Origin of the sequence: Paenibacillus glucanolyticus (assembly GCF_037333485.1) — a bacterium.
Classification (GTDB): Bacteria; Bacillota; Bacilli; order Paenibacillales; family Paenibacillaceae; genus Paenibacillus_AQ; species Paenibacillus_AQ glucanolyticus.
Genome location: NZ_CP147845.1, coordinates 2,287,328 through 2,303,425, shown reverse-complemented (window position 1 = coordinate 2,303,425; position 16,098 = coordinate 2,287,328). Strand labels below are relative to the sequence as shown.

Annotated in this window: 18 protein-coding genes and 1 riboswitch; of the genes, 3 read left to right on the top strand and 15 right to left on the bottom strand. The window is 49.4% G+C overall.

The genetic code is table 11. The annotated features are described in order from the left end of the window. The first annotated feature begins 2 nt into the window (after positions 1-2). Positions 3-105: riboswitch (TPP riboswitch) on the top strand. 88 nt (positions 106-193) lie between these two features. Continuing rightward, positions 194-796, top strand: a complete 603-nt coding sequence (locus tag WDY75_RS11090) for a YkoF family thiamine/hydroxymethylpyrimidine-binding protein (protein ID WP_063480071.1) — start codon at positions 194-196, stop codon at positions 794-796. A 71-nt stretch (positions 797-867) separates the two neighbouring features. Here the strand turns inward: WDY75_RS11090 and WDY75_RS11085 are convergent, their stop codons facing one another. Both WDY75_RS11085 and WDY75_RS11080 read right to left on the bottom strand, forming a co-directional pair. Continuing rightward, complete coding sequence (locus WDY75_RS11085; protein ID WP_006211454.1) at positions 868-963, bottom strand: YjcZ family sporulation protein; 96 nt, start codon at positions 961-963, stop codon at positions 868-870. A gap of 115 nt (positions 964-1,078) precedes the next feature. Next, the gene (locus WDY75_RS11080; protein WP_063480072.1) at positions 1,079-1,777 is read right to left on the bottom strand and encodes a nucleotidyltransferase domain-containing protein; all 699 of its coding nucleotides are present in this window, start codon (positions 1,775-1,777) and stop codon (positions 1,079-1,081) included. A gap of 143 nt (positions 1,778-1,920) precedes the next feature. Here WDY75_RS11080 and WDY75_RS11075 point away from each other — a divergent pair, with 143 nt between their 5' ends. Both WDY75_RS11075 and WDY75_RS11070 read left to right on the top strand, forming a co-directional pair. Beyond that, on the top strand, positions 1,921-2,643 hold the full coding sequence (locus WDY75_RS11075) for a class I SAM-dependent methyltransferase (protein WP_036641924.1): 723 nt from the start codon (positions 1,921-1,923) through the stop codon (positions 2,641-2,643). A gap of 192 nt (positions 2,644-2,835) precedes the next feature. Further along, positions 2,836-4,086, top strand: a complete 1,251-nt coding sequence (locus WDY75_RS11070; protein WP_036641922.1) for a methyl-accepting chemotaxis protein — start codon at positions 2,836-2,838, stop codon at positions 4,084-4,086. 287 nt (positions 4,087-4,373) lie between these two features. Here the strand turns inward: WDY75_RS11070 and WDY75_RS11065 are convergent, their stop codons facing one another. The 13 genes from WDY75_RS11065 to WDY75_RS11005 all read right to left on the bottom strand — a co-directional run bounded on the left by WDY75_RS11065 (position 4,374) and on the right by WDY75_RS11005 (position 16,095). Next, positions 4,374-4,934 carry a histidine phosphatase family protein gene (locus WDY75_RS11065; RefSeq protein WP_063480073.1) on the bottom strand — a complete coding sequence of 187 codons (561 nt, stop codon included), beginning with the start codon at positions 4,932-4,934 and terminating at the stop codon, positions 4,374-4,376. Continuing rightward, positions 4,931-5,383: an NUDIX hydrolase gene (locus WDY75_RS11060; protein WP_006211460.1), complete on the bottom strand. Its 453-nt coding sequence runs from the start codon at positions 5,381-5,383 to the stop codon at positions 4,931-4,933. The genes WDY75_RS11065 and WDY75_RS11060 overlap by 4 nt, the downstream gene beginning before the upstream one ends. 2 nt (positions 5,384-5,385) lie before the next feature. Next, on the bottom strand, positions 5,386-6,093 hold the full coding sequence (locus WDY75_RS11055) for a class I SAM-dependent methyltransferase (protein WP_063480074.1): 708 nt from the start codon (positions 6,091-6,093) through the stop codon (positions 5,386-5,388). A 35-nt stretch (positions 6,094-6,128) separates the two neighbouring features. Further along, entirely contained in the window at positions 6,129-6,263 is a 135-nt protein-coding gene (locus WDY75_RS11050) for a GNAT family N-acetyltransferase (RefSeq protein WP_006211462.1), read from the bottom strand. A 303-nt stretch (positions 6,264-6,566) separates the two neighbouring features. After that, complete coding sequence (locus WDY75_RS11045) at positions 6,567-7,115, bottom strand: nucleotidyltransferase family protein (protein ID WP_036641913.1); 549 nt, start codon at positions 7,113-7,115, stop codon at positions 6,567-6,569. A gap of 380 nt (positions 7,116-7,495) precedes the next feature. Continuing rightward, positions 7,496-7,681, bottom strand: coding sequence for a hypothetical protein (locus WDY75_RS11040; RefSeq protein WP_076150397.1), 186 nt, complete (start codon positions 7,679-7,681; stop codon positions 7,496-7,498). A 300-nt stretch (positions 7,682-7,981) separates the two neighbouring features. Next, the gene (rbsK, locus tag WDY75_RS11035) at positions 7,982-8,893 is read right to left on the bottom strand and encodes a ribokinase (protein WP_063480075.1); all 912 of its coding nucleotides are present in this window, start codon (positions 8,891-8,893) and stop codon (positions 7,982-7,984) included. A gap of 20 nt (positions 8,894-8,913) precedes the next feature. Continuing rightward, entirely contained in the window at positions 8,914-11,034 is a 2,121-nt protein-coding gene (locus WDY75_RS11030; protein WP_063480076.1) for an ADP-ribosylglycohydrolase family protein, read from the bottom strand. A gap of 218 nt (positions 11,035-11,252) precedes the next feature. Then, complete coding sequence (locus tag WDY75_RS11025) at positions 11,253-12,413, bottom strand: ADP-ribosylglycohydrolase family protein (protein ID WP_063480077.1); 1,161 nt, start codon at positions 12,411-12,413, stop codon at positions 11,253-11,255. Positions 12,414-12,426: 13 nt separating this feature from the next. Continuing rightward, the gene (locus WDY75_RS11020) at positions 12,427-13,920 is read right to left on the bottom strand and encodes an extracellular solute-binding protein (RefSeq protein ID WP_063480078.1); all 1,494 of its coding nucleotides are present in this window, start codon (positions 13,918-13,920) and stop codon (positions 12,427-12,429) included. A gap of 64 nt (positions 13,921-13,984) precedes the next feature. Then, positions 13,985-14,857, bottom strand: coding sequence for a carbohydrate ABC transporter permease (locus WDY75_RS11015; RefSeq protein WP_006211470.1), 873 nt, complete (start codon positions 14,855-14,857; stop codon positions 13,985-13,987). 14 nt (positions 14,858-14,871) lie between these two features. Continuing rightward, on the bottom strand, positions 14,872-15,765 hold the full coding sequence (locus WDY75_RS11010) for an ABC transporter permease (protein WP_063480079.1): 894 nt from the start codon (positions 15,763-15,765) through the stop codon (positions 14,872-14,874). 3 nt (positions 15,766-15,768) lie between these two features. Next, the gene (locus tag WDY75_RS11005; protein WP_006211472.1) at positions 15,769-16,095 is read right to left on the bottom strand and encodes a DUF4387 domain-containing protein; all 327 of its coding nucleotides are present in this window, start codon (positions 16,093-16,095) and stop codon (positions 15,769-15,771) included. Positions 16,096-16,098 lie beyond the last annotated feature (3 nt).

Sequence of the window (16,098 nt, the reverse complement as noted above, 5' to 3'; positions counted from 1 at the left end):
GTTGGCTGTACTAGGGGTGCCATGTGCTGAGAGACGGCGTGCTGCCGTTAACCCTTATCACCCGATCTAGGTCATACTAGCGTGGGGAAGTGTAGCATTTATGTTTATACTTTTTCACGTAGGCATAACTGCACTTTCTTCACGGGGTGCGGTTTTTTTGCGTGGATTTATATCATAGGGGAGGATAACAACAATGAGTGAGCTAACATGTGGAACCAGTCGCATCGTCGGATGCCGATTCTCGGTGTTTCCGATGACTGACCGATTTGTGGAAGTCATTATGGACGCGCTGAAATCCGTCAACACGGGGAAAGTATGGATTCAGACGGATGATGTGAGCACCTGTATTCGTGGACGGGCGGAGCATGTATTTGATGTAACGAGGGCGATTTTTGCTTATGCGGCAGCAAGCGGTGTGCACACCATCTTTAACGGAACTTATTCTATTGGCTGCCCTGGTGATACGGAAGCCGATGTATATATGTCAGAGGATTCGGAGCGTTTGAATCGCGAGATTGGGAAGAATGCCGATATAGATACAGCCTGCCAATTTGCCCTTTATCCACTGGGTACAGACCATTACATGGATGTTATCTATAAAGAGGTGCATCGGGCTAAGGAAAAAGGAACGTTCGCCGGAAGCGTTCACTATGCCAGCCGGTTGGACGGCTCCATCTCCAAGGTGTTTGAATCCCTCGAAGATGCGTTTTTGCATGCGATCCAATCGGACAGCAGTCACCTTGTCATGACCGCAGTCGTGTCTGCACACAGTCCATCAGCCAAGCCAAGACCGTGATCACTTCTATATAACAGGCAAAAGCCCGGCGCATGCCGGGCTTTTGCGATTTGCTCCAAGAGCTTGACGAATTAAACCCAAGCACTCGAGATAATTACGAGCAGGATGAAGAGAACCAAAATAATACCTACTGAATTACCCCATCCACCACCATATACTCCGCTCATGAAGATCCCTCCTGGATTTAAAGAATGACGTGACCGAATCACATGATTATTGTATTGGTCGTGGAAGGCGAACGTCACGGCTAATGTACCTCTCTTATTGCTCACCCGTCAAAATCTATTCCTCATAACCCACAAGAAGCATGCCCCCGAACGGGTTCAGCATTTGCTCTGTGAATGCCAGAAGGAGGGAGGGATCATCCTGTCGATACATCGCTGAAAGCGAAACCTCCAATTGATCTCCCAAGGTCGTGCTGAAACGGTGGAACAGCCGAAACAGCATCTTGCCTTCCCCTGTCCATTCCCCATTCACTCTAAGTACAAATTCGCAAAGTACCGTCATGATCTTTTGCACCGTAAACCATTTCTCGCCATCCCGCTTAGGATTCTTCAAATCCTGCACATATTCCGTAATCATGTAACGGTATTCATCAATATCGGTTTGCATCCATGGCATCGGTCCGTAATTCAAATCATGCTGGGCCTCTACGCGGACTGCTTCTCCTTCCGGCAACGAGCGCAGCACCTTACCCTCCGCTGTGATCCGCTGCAATGTCGGATTGGCTGCCATCACGCCCTCGTCGAAGTATTCACGATAGGATGACAAAGACAATATAAACAATTCCACAATCCATCCATCCGCTTCCAGGGTCTTTCTCCGCATCTCATCTCCGTCCCGCTCAAGGATGACGATGTCCAAATCAGATTGCTCGTTATGTTCTCCTCTGCTTGCGCTACCGCCAAGCACAGCTAGCAAACAGTCGGGATAATGACGGTGAATAACACGCTCTGCTGCCTCCATCGGTTCCTTCTTCATGGCTATTTCCCCCAGTAGTTCTCATAGCTCCCGAAAAAAAGGGCTCAAAATATTTAATTCAGCAAAAACCCCAAACGTACCTTAATCATATGGTAAATAAACGATTACCCTCATGATGACTACAAGGAAGAAGGGAAGATAAAATGAACTACATTCACATGCTATCCAGATTAGGTATGGGCAGTGCGCATCCGGGCGGATTCGAGGCTACCTTAAGAATGCTGAAGAATTATCCGATTGAGCCAAACAGTCGTATTCTGGAGGTTGGCTGCGGAACAGGCAGGACAGCATGCCATCTTTCGGAGATGGGCTATCAAGTCACGGCCATAGATCTCAATGAGAATATGATTAAAAAAGCACGCACCAGAGCCGAAGCCATGAAAATGGACGTGCAATTTTTGCAGGCTGATGTGTGCGAGCTGCCTTTTGAAGACAACCAGTTTGATCTGATTATGGCCGAATCAGTCACCGTATTCACGGATACGTCGAGATCACTCCCTGAATATTATCGCGTTCTGGATCAAGGAGGCGTTCTGCTGGACAGAGAATTGCTGCTGAATAAGCCAATGCCTGAGCCAAAGCTCAAGGAGCTGCTGGAATTCTTCGGGATTCCGAATCTGATGCTGCGGGAAGAATGGGCACAATCCTTGCTGGCTTGCGGTTTTAAGCAGGAGGAAATTCTGGAGTATAACCACTTCAACGAACAATTGAAGGAAGAGCAAACACGTCATCTGGATACATTTGAGCAGCGCGATAAAGGACTTCTGTTTGATGTAACGTTATGGGAAACGTTATTCAAGCATGACCGGATGATCCTGGATAACACCGATTATCTCGCTTCCGCCTTATTCCGTGCCGTAAAATAATATTGCTGCGTATCTATGCAACGAGAGGGGATTTGTCTGTTGGCTAGTTAGCTGCGCTTCCCCTCCCCTTCCAAAACATCAGTTCTTTCGACCCATTTCAACACTTTTTGTCAATTCGTTATATCTAGTTCAGCCCGGCGATGCTATAATCATGGTAAATATATCCTATGTTGTCGAGGAGGACTCATTCTTATGGCATGGTTCAACAGACTCCCAATCTCACAAAAAATTACTGCAGCCTGTTATCTTATTGCCGCTTTATTTGCGGTTCCAATGCTGCTTGCGTTTATTCTAATGGGCAAAGCAATCATTGGCGTGGTACTTGTCTTGGCTTTAATTGGACTTACCCTTCCTCTTTCTCGCGTTATTGAGAAAACGCTTACGAATTCATTCGCCGAAATTTCCAGCGTTTCTGCCAAAATCGCCAAAGGCGACTTTACCTTCCAGGTAGAAGAGGTTGGAGGCATGAACGATCTAAGCCGAACCTTCAACAGCATGGTGGACAAGCTTCGCAAAATTTTACAGGAAACCTCGGACATTACCCGCAAGGTAATGACATCAAGCCGAAGCATTTCGAATAAAAATCAGGAGCTTATTCAAGTGATGAATCAAGTATCCCTCTCCTCCAACGAGCTGGCCGTCGGTGCGAACGAAATCTCGGAGGACGTATCGGAGATGACGCATTCCATCCGCGAAATCGAAGAGAAGGTCAGCAATTATACGCACTCCACCCATGAAATGAACGCCCGTTCTATCGAGACGCTGGGACTCGTTGAGCAAGGAAGAGATTCCGTAGCCAAACAATCCGCGGGGATGCAGCGAAATATCGACGCCACCGGAAAAGTCTCGGAATCCATCGATGCACTGGCCAAGAGCGCCAGAGGGATTACCAAAATCACCGAAACCATATCCGAGCTTGCCGATCAGACCAACTTGCTGTCCTTGAACGCCTCCATTGAAGCGGCCAGAGCCGGCGAGCATGGTGCAGGCTTTGCCGTTGTTGCCCAAGAGGTCCGTAAATTGGCAGAGGAATCCACTTCCTCCACCCGCGAGGTATTTAATCTGGTACGGAGCATTGAATCGGATGTCAAACATGCAGCACAGAATATTAAGATCAATGAAGAAGTCGTACGGCAGCAAACCGAGATGATCCGTGAGGCGGAGCTGGTGTTCATGCAGATTGTAAACAGCGTGCAGTATATTTCGGAGCAGATCGCAGCTTTCTCCAAGGAGAGCGAGTCCATGCTGGAGAGTGCGCAGAACATCTCTTCCGCCATTCAGAACATATCTGCGATTACGCAGCAATCCGCTGCAGGAACGGAGCAGGTATCTGCTTCCATGAACGAAGGGATTTCGTCTATCCAGAAGATGGCTGAGGAAGCCGAAGCGATGAATAATGCCGTCTTCCAACTGCAGAAGACCATCAATATTTTCAAATTCTAAAAAGTATAACGTCTATTTTTTATTCGTCTATTCTACATAAGGAATTTAGTTAAGCTGTTATTTTTATAAAAGCAGAAGGGGTATCCCAAAAGTCACTTGACCTGAGGGAGGCCCCTTTGTCTGTTATGAGTACGCTGCCGCTGCGGAACGAAGCATCCCTCCAATCGGCTGTTGCCCTCCAATATCCTGAATTCATCTTATGGTAAAATGGAAGTCCGACCCACCATTTACGAAAGAAACGGTTTCTTTGTACATTCAATATACTATGGACCAACTTGAGCTTCTTGTTAGCCTTCACGCCATAGCCGCGATATGTTCACGAGTTTTCCCTCTTCAAATTCGGCTCGGTATATGTCCGGCATACTCGTTCCCTGCCAGAATTCATAATCGAACCGCTGATCGTAATGGTGCAGCATTAATGTCATAATGTCCCCATGAGTACCCATCACGACATTCTTGCCTTTGTACGTATCCAGAATTCCCTCCATTGCCTGGACTGCACGCCTTTGCGCATCTTTACTGGATTCTCCCTCCGGGAAGCAGGTATCGGGTTCGTTAAACAGTTTCCTTTTGGCATCCGTAAATGAGTTCCCTTGGAAATCCCCGATCTTCCGTTCTCTCAGATCCTCCAGCACCGTAATCGGTAAACCCAGGGCATCCGCCAATGGCTGTACCGTATCCTTCGCTCTCTGATAAGGGCTGGATACGATAACCCCAATACCCTTTCCCAGCAGCAAACCCTTAACTCGCTCGGCATCGCTTGCACCCTGTACGGACAATCCGCGGGACCGCTCCTTCCCTTCGCTATACGGGGATTCTGCGTGTCTCACAAAATATAAGGTTGTCATGCTTCCCCCTCGGCTTCTTCAATCAATACCGACTCCATCATCATCTCAACAAATGGCGTTAACGGTAACAGACTCAGCGACTCAAGCGGAACCCATCTGGCTCCTAAGGAATCCTGTCCATCCCCTTCTGCCTTAATAACAGCTTGATCATCAGGCAGCTCCACATCATATATAATGCCGATGTGATGCAGCTCTTCCATCTGGTTCTCGGCATACTGATACACAATGGTATAGGATATGGCTGTGCGAATACTGCCTTTTATCGGAGACAGTCCGGTTTCCTCCATAAATTCACGCTTCAGCGTAAACTCCGGCTCCTCTCCAAATTCAATGGAACCTCCAGGTAAATCCCACTTCCCTTTGTGAGGCCCTCTTGCTTTTTGGATCAGCAGAATATGATCATCCTGGATCAGAACACCATAAACGCCGAGATGCGTATATTTCTCCATGGTCACGACACTCCTTTTCTGGCAATGAACGTAATCCACTGGCTTCGAAAGAGGACGTCCCTTCCGTCCTTCACCTCTTGAATGTCCTGCTGTATTTGGCGCTTCATTAAAATCTCCCATTCTGGATACAGCTCGTAAAAGATAGAGAAGGCTTGGTCAGCGGATAAATTCAACTCGATTAACCCCTCTTCCTCCACACCGGTCTCCAGATCGATTTCCTTCACTTCCGTACTCATTAATATGCAATGAATTCCCCGATCCATGGTTCCTGCTTGCATTTGTTTGATCTTGGATACAAAGGCGGCCTCCGAGCTCATATGCTCAAGACAAGAGCAGGCAATGATGTAATGATAGGTATCCTTCGCGATGTCATAATGCTGCACATCCGCTGCCAGTGCCTCAATGCTGGAACTTACGCCATAGGAGGCAGCATACTGCCGGAGCTTGTCCACTGCCGAGGGCAGCAAATCCACGCATAGAACCTTACCGCCTGCAGGTTGGATTCGCTGTGCAATCGGAATGCTGTTACGACCGACACCACTGCCCAGATCCAGCACTCGCATATTTTGAAAAGGCAACAACTCCAGATGATCCATAACCGTCTGGACGGGGCGTGCTAACCAGCTGCCCGGCTCAAACAAGGCGGCCGCTTCATAAAACTTCTCGTGATACAATATTTCCTTCTCACGCGCGCGATTGAATGTTTCCATGCTACAGACCCCCCAATCATGTTGTTATAATGTTTTCACAAACCGGAATCCCGATGGAGAAACCCCATTTTCTCATAAAACGTATGGGCACGCTTGCGCTCGGGTTTGTTCCCGCTGGTCAGCAGCACATTGTCGCCCCTCTCCAGAGCCCACCTCTTTACAAATTCCACAAGCGTTCTCCCAATTCCTTGCCCTTGCCGCTCTTTCTATGTAAACAGTGCACTGAAGTGCGTGGCAACTCCGTTATTCTCATAACTTAAAAATTCCCGGCAGCGGATCATCTCCGCTACCCGCTTCGCTTGGTCGGCTGGCTACAAAGGTATGATAAAGGGGTGCCGCTTCCGTGTTCTCATCCGATCCGGACACTAAATTCGCTCCTTCAATACCGGATATCCTATATTGCTCTCATTAAGGGGTTTTTGACTCCAGATCACCGGTGGATAGGGACGGATCTCCATAGAACTTCTCCCCCTCTAAACTTCGAGTATTGTTAACCGTGCCCACTGATTCTTCCATTGTTTCTTCCGAACACGCTCCAAATAATAGCTTCGCTTATGAAAATTCGGGCATCTTCGAACCTTTAAAGCGAATAAATCCTCCAATCCGTAAGGGCAGCAGAGCTCAAGCTCCCCTTCGCGGTTCAGTCTTGCGCCAATCGCTGTAGCCGTCTCTGGCCATTGGGTTAACGCTGCATGGGTTGAGCTGTACGGCTCATCTCCATTCTTGACATGCATTCTGGCCTGATTCTTGACTGACCATTTCGGATTCTTTGTCGCTGCTCTTAACTTCTGTTCCAAATCGATATCCCGTGCTTCCGACACATCATCGGGATCGAAATATACAACATCGATATCCGTATGACGGTCGGTTCTCTCAAAACCATGCAGGATATCCCAAACGTAATTTCGAATATAGCCTGCCGCAATGTAGCATTGCGACAGCTCCAGATCTCGAACGATAGCCAAATCATCCATCAGCTGCTTATGCTCCCTTATGTACTCCTTCAACCGCAACTCCAACATTCAATTCACCGCCATTGGTTTAATATGGTGTTACTTGTTCACGCTCACGTTCACATGTTCATCTATCTCCCACATATCCCACGATCTTGGCCGAATGCGAAAAACAGAGCACGCTTCAATCCGTGTAAAAAGGCATAGACCGCCTCACGTGGAAACGGTCTATGCTCTCATATTGTAAAACTATTATATTCCAAATAATCCCTGAGCCGCAAGGAAAGCAGGGTTATTCAACGAGAGGGGAGGCTTGCCCGTTACACGTGAATAAGCCTCCGGGTTGAGCTGGACTCGAACTTCCAAGTCCCTTAAAAGGGACTTGCAGCTATCAGCGGAGCCGGGCTCGAGCTTCCAAGTCCCCTAAAAGGGACTTGCAGCTCTTAGTGCTACACTGCTGCATCCACTCGCTCCTGGGATGCGCCATCACAGCGCTTGCATACTTTCAGCGCAGTGCCGTCCGATTTGGTACGAGGATACAACAGTTTAATCCGAGTGCTTTTACATACGGGACATGTACCGCGAGCGCGAGTAGGTAAGTGCCAAAGTGATTTGCCTCTTTTTTGTTTTGCCATGAGTCAGATACCCCATTTCATAGATTCATTATCGTCACTCTTACATATATGAAAGGGTTCAGCAGAACATGTCGGGCAGTTTCATTAGCTTCCCTGCAACACAGATGCCTTGACAACAGCCATGCGTTAACCGTTATTTTATACGTATGGCGATACACCGAGCGATCGTCACCATATCTTTTACTATAGTGATCAGGCGCCGCCGACATTTGACACCTTCTCGTGCTTCAGGCACCAAAGAGGTGAAAAAACAAAAGAGAGAAGGCATCCAACCGCCCTCTCTCTTACACAGCATGAACATTACTTATCCATAAAAGCCAGTATCTCGTCCTTGGTCGGAATGGAAGATTGCGCCCCAGGACGGGTCACCGTCAGGGCTGCCGCCGCGGTTGCAAACTTTAGTGCCTCCTCTGTCTCCATACCATCAGTGCAAGCAGCAGCATAAGCGCCGATGAAGGTATCTCCTGCTGCCGTGGTATCGACGGGCTTCACGCGGTAAGCCGGAACGGCAACGCGCTCCCCGCGTGCGTTTCCATAGAAGCAGCCTTGTTCGCCAAGCGTAATGATGACGCTTGAGGTACCCTTGGCTATGATCCAATCGGCTGCCATCTCGGCAGAAGCCGCGTCATCTACTCTCAAGCTGCTAACCACTCCTGCTTCCGTCTCGTTCACGATCAGCGTATCCAGCAGCGGAAATACCTCTTCGGGGATACTTCTCGCAGGTGCCGGATTCAGCCAGACGCGGACACCGGCCTTACTGGCCGAGTGAATGACGTACCGCGTCGTCTGCCACGGAATTTCATTCTGCAGCAGCACCGCGTATACTCCATCCCAATTCACCTCAGACGCAACATCCTCTTCGGTCAGACGCCCATTGGCTCCCTCGGACAGGACGATGTAATTCTCACCCTCTTTGTTGACGGTAATCATCGCAATGCCTGAGGTGCCTTCCTTGGAGAGCACGGACTTAACCCGGACCTGGCGATCCTCCAGCGAAGCAATCAGGGTATCACCAAAAGGATCAAGACCAACCGCACCCAACATGGCACAATCTGCGCCTGCCGACGCAGCCGCCACCGCTTGATTCGCACCTTTGCCTCCAGGAAAAAACGACGTTCCGCTGCTATGAATGGTCTCCCCCGGCTGAGGGAACTGATTCACATTACTTACAACATCCATATTAATGCTTCCAATGACAACCAGCTTACGCAAAGATACCCCGCTCCTCTCTTCTAAACCGACTTCTGCCCTGATGTACGGACGTGAACATCCTTAATCTCGTTCTCGCCATCCTCCAGACAGCCAAAGCCAAACATACCATGAGCATAGGCCGTTTCCTTGCATTCCAGTACATTATCTCCATTAATATACAAGATGAAGCGATCCTTCTCAGACACCAGTTTTAAACGATATTCCTCGCCCAGCTCCCAATCATATCTGGCCGTAATCAAGCGCTTGGTCCCGAAGTCCTGTTTAATAAACGAGACAGAATTCGGACCGTCAAAACCGGCCAAATAATGCCGCATCACGCCTTGCGCTCTTGTAATCAGGCAATGGCTGGTGCCGGAAATCGGTTTTATTGTCGCTTCAACCACGGTATCACCGGCATAATAATTTCCGGAATAGGATGAAGTGTCTCCTTCTGCTATACAATGCAGCGCTCCATCACGCAGCTCCCACTTGCCTCTATGGTGAGAGAATGGTGTGATGGAAGCGAATTCTTTGGCCTGTTTAGCAAAATCAATTTTGTATTCCGCCGAGCCGGTAACACGGAACTGTCCGATGAACAGACTTCCGATGGCACGATTCAAGAGCGGCGAAGGGCTCTTCAGTATCCATCCGATCTCATCGATCATAGCGCCTTCGGTATCCGGGATAACGAATTGAATATCATTCCACTCTCCGCCCACCGGGGTAACCGCCTGCAGAATCTGGTCCTCCTGTGTATAGGTGTTCCGAACATAAGGGGTCAAGGTCACTGGCGCGCCTTCCCACTGGTCCACGTAGATTCGGGCAGATACGGTCTGACCGCTATAGGCAAGCGGCGCAAAGGTAGGCTTATACTTCTCATCATTAAATTCAGCCCGGCGGTAGAACGGTTTATAGTAGATTTTACTGCTGTCGCCTTCAACCAGTCTGTCGAAAACAACTTCAAGCGACCCTCTTCCATCGCATCCGCGTTGATTGGAATGGCGCACAACCGGCGTTTTGAACGGGTTGCTTGTCCGAAAGCCATGGGTTGATCCAGGCAGATCAAAATCGAAGTACACTTCACCTTGCTTCACGCGCTGCACTAATTCCTGCGGTGCCTTCTCCCCATTCAGGCGATAACCCAGCAATGCGAGCTCTTTGGCGAAAGTGGGGAAATCCACCAGGTTCAAGTACCCGGAAACGCTGGAAGCGACAATGAAGTCATTGATGGGTTTGCGATAATGATCCGGAATTCCGGCTAAGCCGCCGTACACACCCAGAATGCTTCCCACATTCCCTGCATTGCAATCGGTGTCCCAGCCGCACATGGACGCGATTTCTACCGTGCGCGCAAAATCCCCCTCGCCATACAGCAGAGCAAGCACGCATACGCCTGCATTGGGGATAATATGGCATACACCCGTATATTTATCGTATCCCCAGTGATCCTCCAAGTATTGACGGCAAGCCCGAAAATCGGATGGATGCTCCCGATGAAAATCCATAACCGCATGCACCACACGTGCATAGGTTGAGTCATCCGGGATCATACGGAGTCCCTCAGCGATGATCTCATCCATCGATGAAGCATCAAATGCTTTGGCAATGCATGCTGCCATGAAACGTGCGCCATACAGCCCGTTGCCATCATGCGAGACGCTGGCTGCTTTTTCCGCATAATCTGCCGCTTTCTCCGCCCGACCCGGGAACAGAAGCCCCCATGAATCAATGAAGATCTGGCCGCCGATCTGCTCAGCCATCTCCGTCCCGTTCACCTCGATGGAGCCCGAGCGCGGGGCCGAAATGCCTTTGCGCAGATTTACATAAGCCCGGTGCTCGGTGCTGATATCCTCGCCGCCCCACCAGAACATGCCGATGCCTTCCCTTGCATAATTGAGCCAAGCTTTTCCCACATCCTCCGGTTCAAGCTCGCGGTCCGTCGCATCGTCATACAGCGCACGAATGAAAAACACCGGACCATTCGCATCATCGTCTGCTGCAAAGGTTTTGTACGGCTTCACGTAATCCCGAATATCACCGTAAACATCCCGGATGCGCTCATATGTCCAAGCAACCGGTTCGATGGGGGCACCGAGCCTTATGCCGATGTTCATCCCGATAAATCCTGCATATACCGTCTCTACATACTGTTTAGGTATCATTAACTCTCCCTCCTAGCCTCTGCGCAATCAAAGTTGAAACATGAATTTTTTGTGTGTTCCACCGCAAATTCGGATCATTCTTTCGTTCTCTACTGCCCCCGAGTTTCCTTGAGTCCAAATTTTTATCGCAGAGATCCGGGAGCGGAAGATGAACACTGCATTTCTCCAAAACAAATGGTTAATTCAAAAAAATGTCAGCCTCGCATGATTTCTTATTGCTACAGCTTGTGTTGAACAACGTTCTTCCTCATTTCATGGATTCGAAGATCATCCTCAATGATTTTGGCGGCAACCATGCTGAATTCGTCAGCAACGGCGCACAGATCAAGACGGTTCACCTTGTTCAGCTGCTCGATATCTTCCTTGCGGATGACCTCGCTGCCATGCATCGCCCCAAGGATCACCCCGGCCATGACGCCGATCGAGTCCGTGTCACGCCCGGAGTTAACGCCGTCCAGGATCGTACGATAGTACTCCCCCTCATTCAGAACCATGAACGCAAGCGCCATGGGCAGCTCTTCGATCGACCACAGGCGGCTTGGCGTATAATGATTGCTCGGAACGCCAACCTTGTCGATATGACGGCTAACGTCATCGCCCATCGGGGAATATTTGAGCATGATCGCCTGCAGCACCTCGATCACCTTGTCCATATTGTCCCGCTCCGGCCGCAGTTCTCGGGCAGCCTGGGTCAGCTCCTGTATGGCAGCTTTCGTACCGTCCTTCGCCAGGCTGATGGCCGTGCCGATAATATCATCCACGCTCACCCCAGGCTCAAAAGCCTTCGCGACGCATGCCGCGAGGACGCCAGCCGCTTCCAGGCCATAGCTGCTCTGATGACCCATCGCAAAGAGGATGGCTTCATCATAGGCCGCCTTCGGATGGCCCGCATTGACAATTCCGATCGGGGCGATGTACATCGCCGCCCCGCAGTTCACCATATTCCCGATGCCGCCCTCTCTCGGGTCGCAATTCGCCAGCACATGACGCATGAAGATGTATTTTTCCGGATAAAACAATCGGTCTATAATGAGCGTTTCCTCATTCAGTTCAGGGACAAACGTCTTGCGGAACGCAATCTCCTTCACGAATTCATTGCTCATATCATAGGCATCCAGATGTCGGCCCTCGGTAAGATACACATTCATGAGCGCAATCGTCATCAGGGTATCATCCGTGACAATCCCGTCCCCTCTTACCCGGCCAAGCCGGACCTCGGCAGGAAGATCCATCTTATGCCATCTTGTCATCAAGGATTCCACGCGTCCGTATTTCGACTTGATTTCTTCGTACGTCAATTTCTCAATGGGAGCTCCCATTGCGTCTCCAAGCGCGGTGGATATCACCACGCCTCTTACTCGGTCACGAAACGAAGTCATAGTTATAAGCTCCTTACTTGATGTTTTCGTTAGCGTATTTCGTAATCTCTGCTCCGCCAGCAGCGTTCCAGGCCTCAACAAATTGATCGAATTGGGACAAGTCCTTCTTGCCTGTAATAAAGTCGGTTGAATATTCCTTGTACAGATTGTTCATGGCATCCCAGTTCGCAATGAACTGCTCAGGAATAATGAAGTTGTTGTCTTCCGTGTAGTAATCCGAAGCCATTCTCAGCGATTCGGTGCCCGGCTCGCCCAAGAGCGGCGTTTTCAAAGGAGTTTCCGATTGGATCTCGGTTGGCTCCCAGAAACGTGCATACCATTCACTGTAATATTTCTCGTTCAGCTCAATCTCGCCGTCTACCACCTTGTAGTGCTCATCTTCGAATCCGAGCCGGTCCAGCATTTGGCCCTTGGGACTTGCCAGGTAATCAAAGACTTTGAATGCAACATCTTTATGCGGGGACTGCGAAGAGATCGCAAGTCCTCTTGCTTCCTTCGTGACGTCGGTGGCGCCGAATCCTTGCGCTTCGCCTTTTGCAGGCGGCAGCACGATCAGGCTGGCGTCATCTCCACCCAGTTCCTGCATTCTTCCATCATACAAATCGATGATTTTGCCGGCTGTCCCCGTAATCACCGCGGCTTCCCCTTTATAAAAGGCATCTTCCTTCGTATCCCACTGCTTCGTAATGAATTGCGGATCAAGCAGTCCTTCCTTATAAAGCTTGTTATAGAAAGTCAGTTTTTCTTTCTCGTTTTGAGAGACTTTGGAGTATTCATAAGTTCCATCGTCCTTTTTAAGCCAAGTGGTATCCAGACCGAATGCCGTGTTGAAAATGAAGTTGATCTCGGCGATATCGCCTGCTGCCGTCAGCGCGTAACTCGGCTTGCCTTCACCCGGCTTCTTCTCCACCAGTTCCTTGAAGAAGGCGTAATAATTGTCCACTGTCGGATTCTCCATCAAGGCCTTGGAGCTCTCCATGGCATTAAACCAATCGGCACGAACAACCGGTGCCTTAGGTGCAAGAGGTTTAATCCACAGCAGATACGGATAACTTGCCATCCGTGTTTGGTTGTGCGGTTCCATGATCTCTTTAATGTAGGTAGATTTCTCAATATACGGCGTCAGATCCTCCAGCAGACCTTGATCGGCAATCTGCTGGTCTCCGCCCTGGAAGTAGATGATATCCGGAATGGTTCCGCCCAAGAGCAGGAGGTTCAGGTTCTCCGCATAACTGCCCTGCGCGAGGTCTACAAGCTCAAACTTCACGTTCAAGCCTTCATCTTCAGCGAGGGATTTCTCCAAGGTTTCGAAAAATTTAACGGAAACGGGGTTAGCCGTTCCTTCATCCTTGTACACAATCTTCAGCGTAACCGGATCGCCGCTTCCATCAGGCTGGGTGGTCCCAGGCTCTGTTTGACCCGCTCCCGGCGAGTTCGAGTTTGAGGTGCATGCAGACATGACCATGGCCAGCATGGCAACGATTAATAACAGGCTTAATTTTTTCATGTTCATCTTTCTCCCCTTTTTTGAATTTGAACATCAATGCCTTCAATAAGCTGCCCTTCCCCGCTTAATCCTTGACCCCTCCCTCCAGCTCGCCTTTTGCGTAGTATTTCAAAATGAACGGATATAGGAACAACAGCGGTACAATCGCAATCATGATCGTACCCGCCTGCAGGGAAGCAAAATCAAAATTGATCGAGCTGTCAAACATGTTCTGGTTGCCGATCAGCGACGTATTGTCCTTGCGTACAACAAACTGTCTGAGCACGACCTGCAGCGGCCATTTACTCGGGTCTGAAATGTAGAGTGTGGCTCTGAAATATTCATTCCAGTGATACACGCCGTAGAACAAGCCCAGTGTCGCCAGCCCCGGCTTGGACAGCGGCAGGATAATCCGGCTGTACAACCGGAAGTGACCTGCACCGTCAATGCGGGAGGCCTCCAGAATTTCCTCCGGAATGTCCTGAATGAACCGCATGAGTATAAAGAGATAGTAAACGTTGATCGCTTTGTACAGGATCAGTGAAGTTAGCGTATTCATCAGTCCAAGATCCTTCACCAGCAGGTATTCCGGAATCATGCCCGGCTCGAATACCATAATGACGATAAGGAAGAACAACACGAATTTTTTGCCGATGAATTCGGTTCTAGCCAGCACATAAGCTGCCATGGAGGTCAGCAGCAGATTGAGAAACGTACCTGCAACGGTGATCCAGACCGAGTTCAGAATACTGCCCGTGATCAAAGGATTGGACAATAGCAGTTGGTAGTTTATTGTAGAGAATCCCTTGGGGATGATATCCAGTCCACCCATCAGATGGGCTTTGCCAGGGTCTGTTAAAGACAGCGCCAGCAGATGCAGGAGAGGAACCAATACCATGAGCGTGAACGCAAACAACATCAGATAAATGACAATTTTAGAAATCTCCAGCCGTCTCATCGTAAATCCCTCCTTTACCAGACGCCCTTACCCGAGAAGCGCTTCGATATGAAATGCGTACCCAGGATAAGGACGATACCGATGACGCCTTTGAACAGACTGGCTGCGGTTGCATAAGCAAACTGTCCGTTCCCAATACCGATTCGGTATACATAAGTGTCCAGAATGTCCACGACACTAATGACGGAATCGTTCATAAAGTTAAATACTTGATCGAAACCAGCATTCATGAAGAAGCCCAGATTCAGAATGAAGACGGTTACAACTATGCTGTATAAATGAGGAAGCGTGATGAACCTCATCTGCTGCAGCCGTGTTGCTCCGTCGATCTTGGCTGCTTCATACAATCCTGGGCTGATCTTCATAATAGCTGCCAGATAGATGATGGAATCCCAGCCGGCGCTTCGCCAGATTTCGGAGAATACCAGCACCCAGCGGATATGCTCCTTACTTGTCATGTAATCGATGGATGGCAGTTGAAAGAAGTTCGCAATCAGATTGACTCCGCCGTCTGCAGGATTCAGGAGGCTGATCCAGATCCCGGCAATCACGACCCAGGACAGAAAATGGGGCAGATAGACAACGGATTGTACATATTTGCGGTATTTGGAGCTTCGTACTTCATTAATAAGAAGTGATAGCATGATCGGAATCGGAAAGACAAAAATGATCTTCATCAAACTGATGATAATGGTATTCTGCAGTACGCTTGTGAAGGCAGGCGAACTGAAGAGTGTCTTGAAATGCTTCCATCCTACCCATACATGATCTCCCAGAATCCGATAGTCCTGAAAGGCGAGTTTCATGCCGTATAACGGAATGATGTGGAAGATAAAAAAGTAGAGAAGAGGTAACGACAGCATCGCGTACAGCACCCAATCCTGCCTTAAGCGTCTTAACACCTTCATGGCTTATCCCTCCTCCAGATAATCGATGGATAGCTTCATGAGAGGTGCATGCTGCTGGGCTCCATACACATCGCGGTCGCCAACGCTGCCAGACGATATATCCCGCGACATCGTAATTTTGAAGCCCAGCGCCTGATCGAAAAATACCAGGTGATGAATCTGCTCCTCCCGAATCTGATACAACTCACATATCGTCCGTTTCGTAATGCGGCCGGACTGTTTTACTTGGTCATATTGCTCCTTGGAATCAAACAACACGTCTAATGTAATTTCGAAGGGGCCAGAGTTTTTACTTCGCAGCACCTTCGCCAAATCGCCGAGTTGAGTCACAGT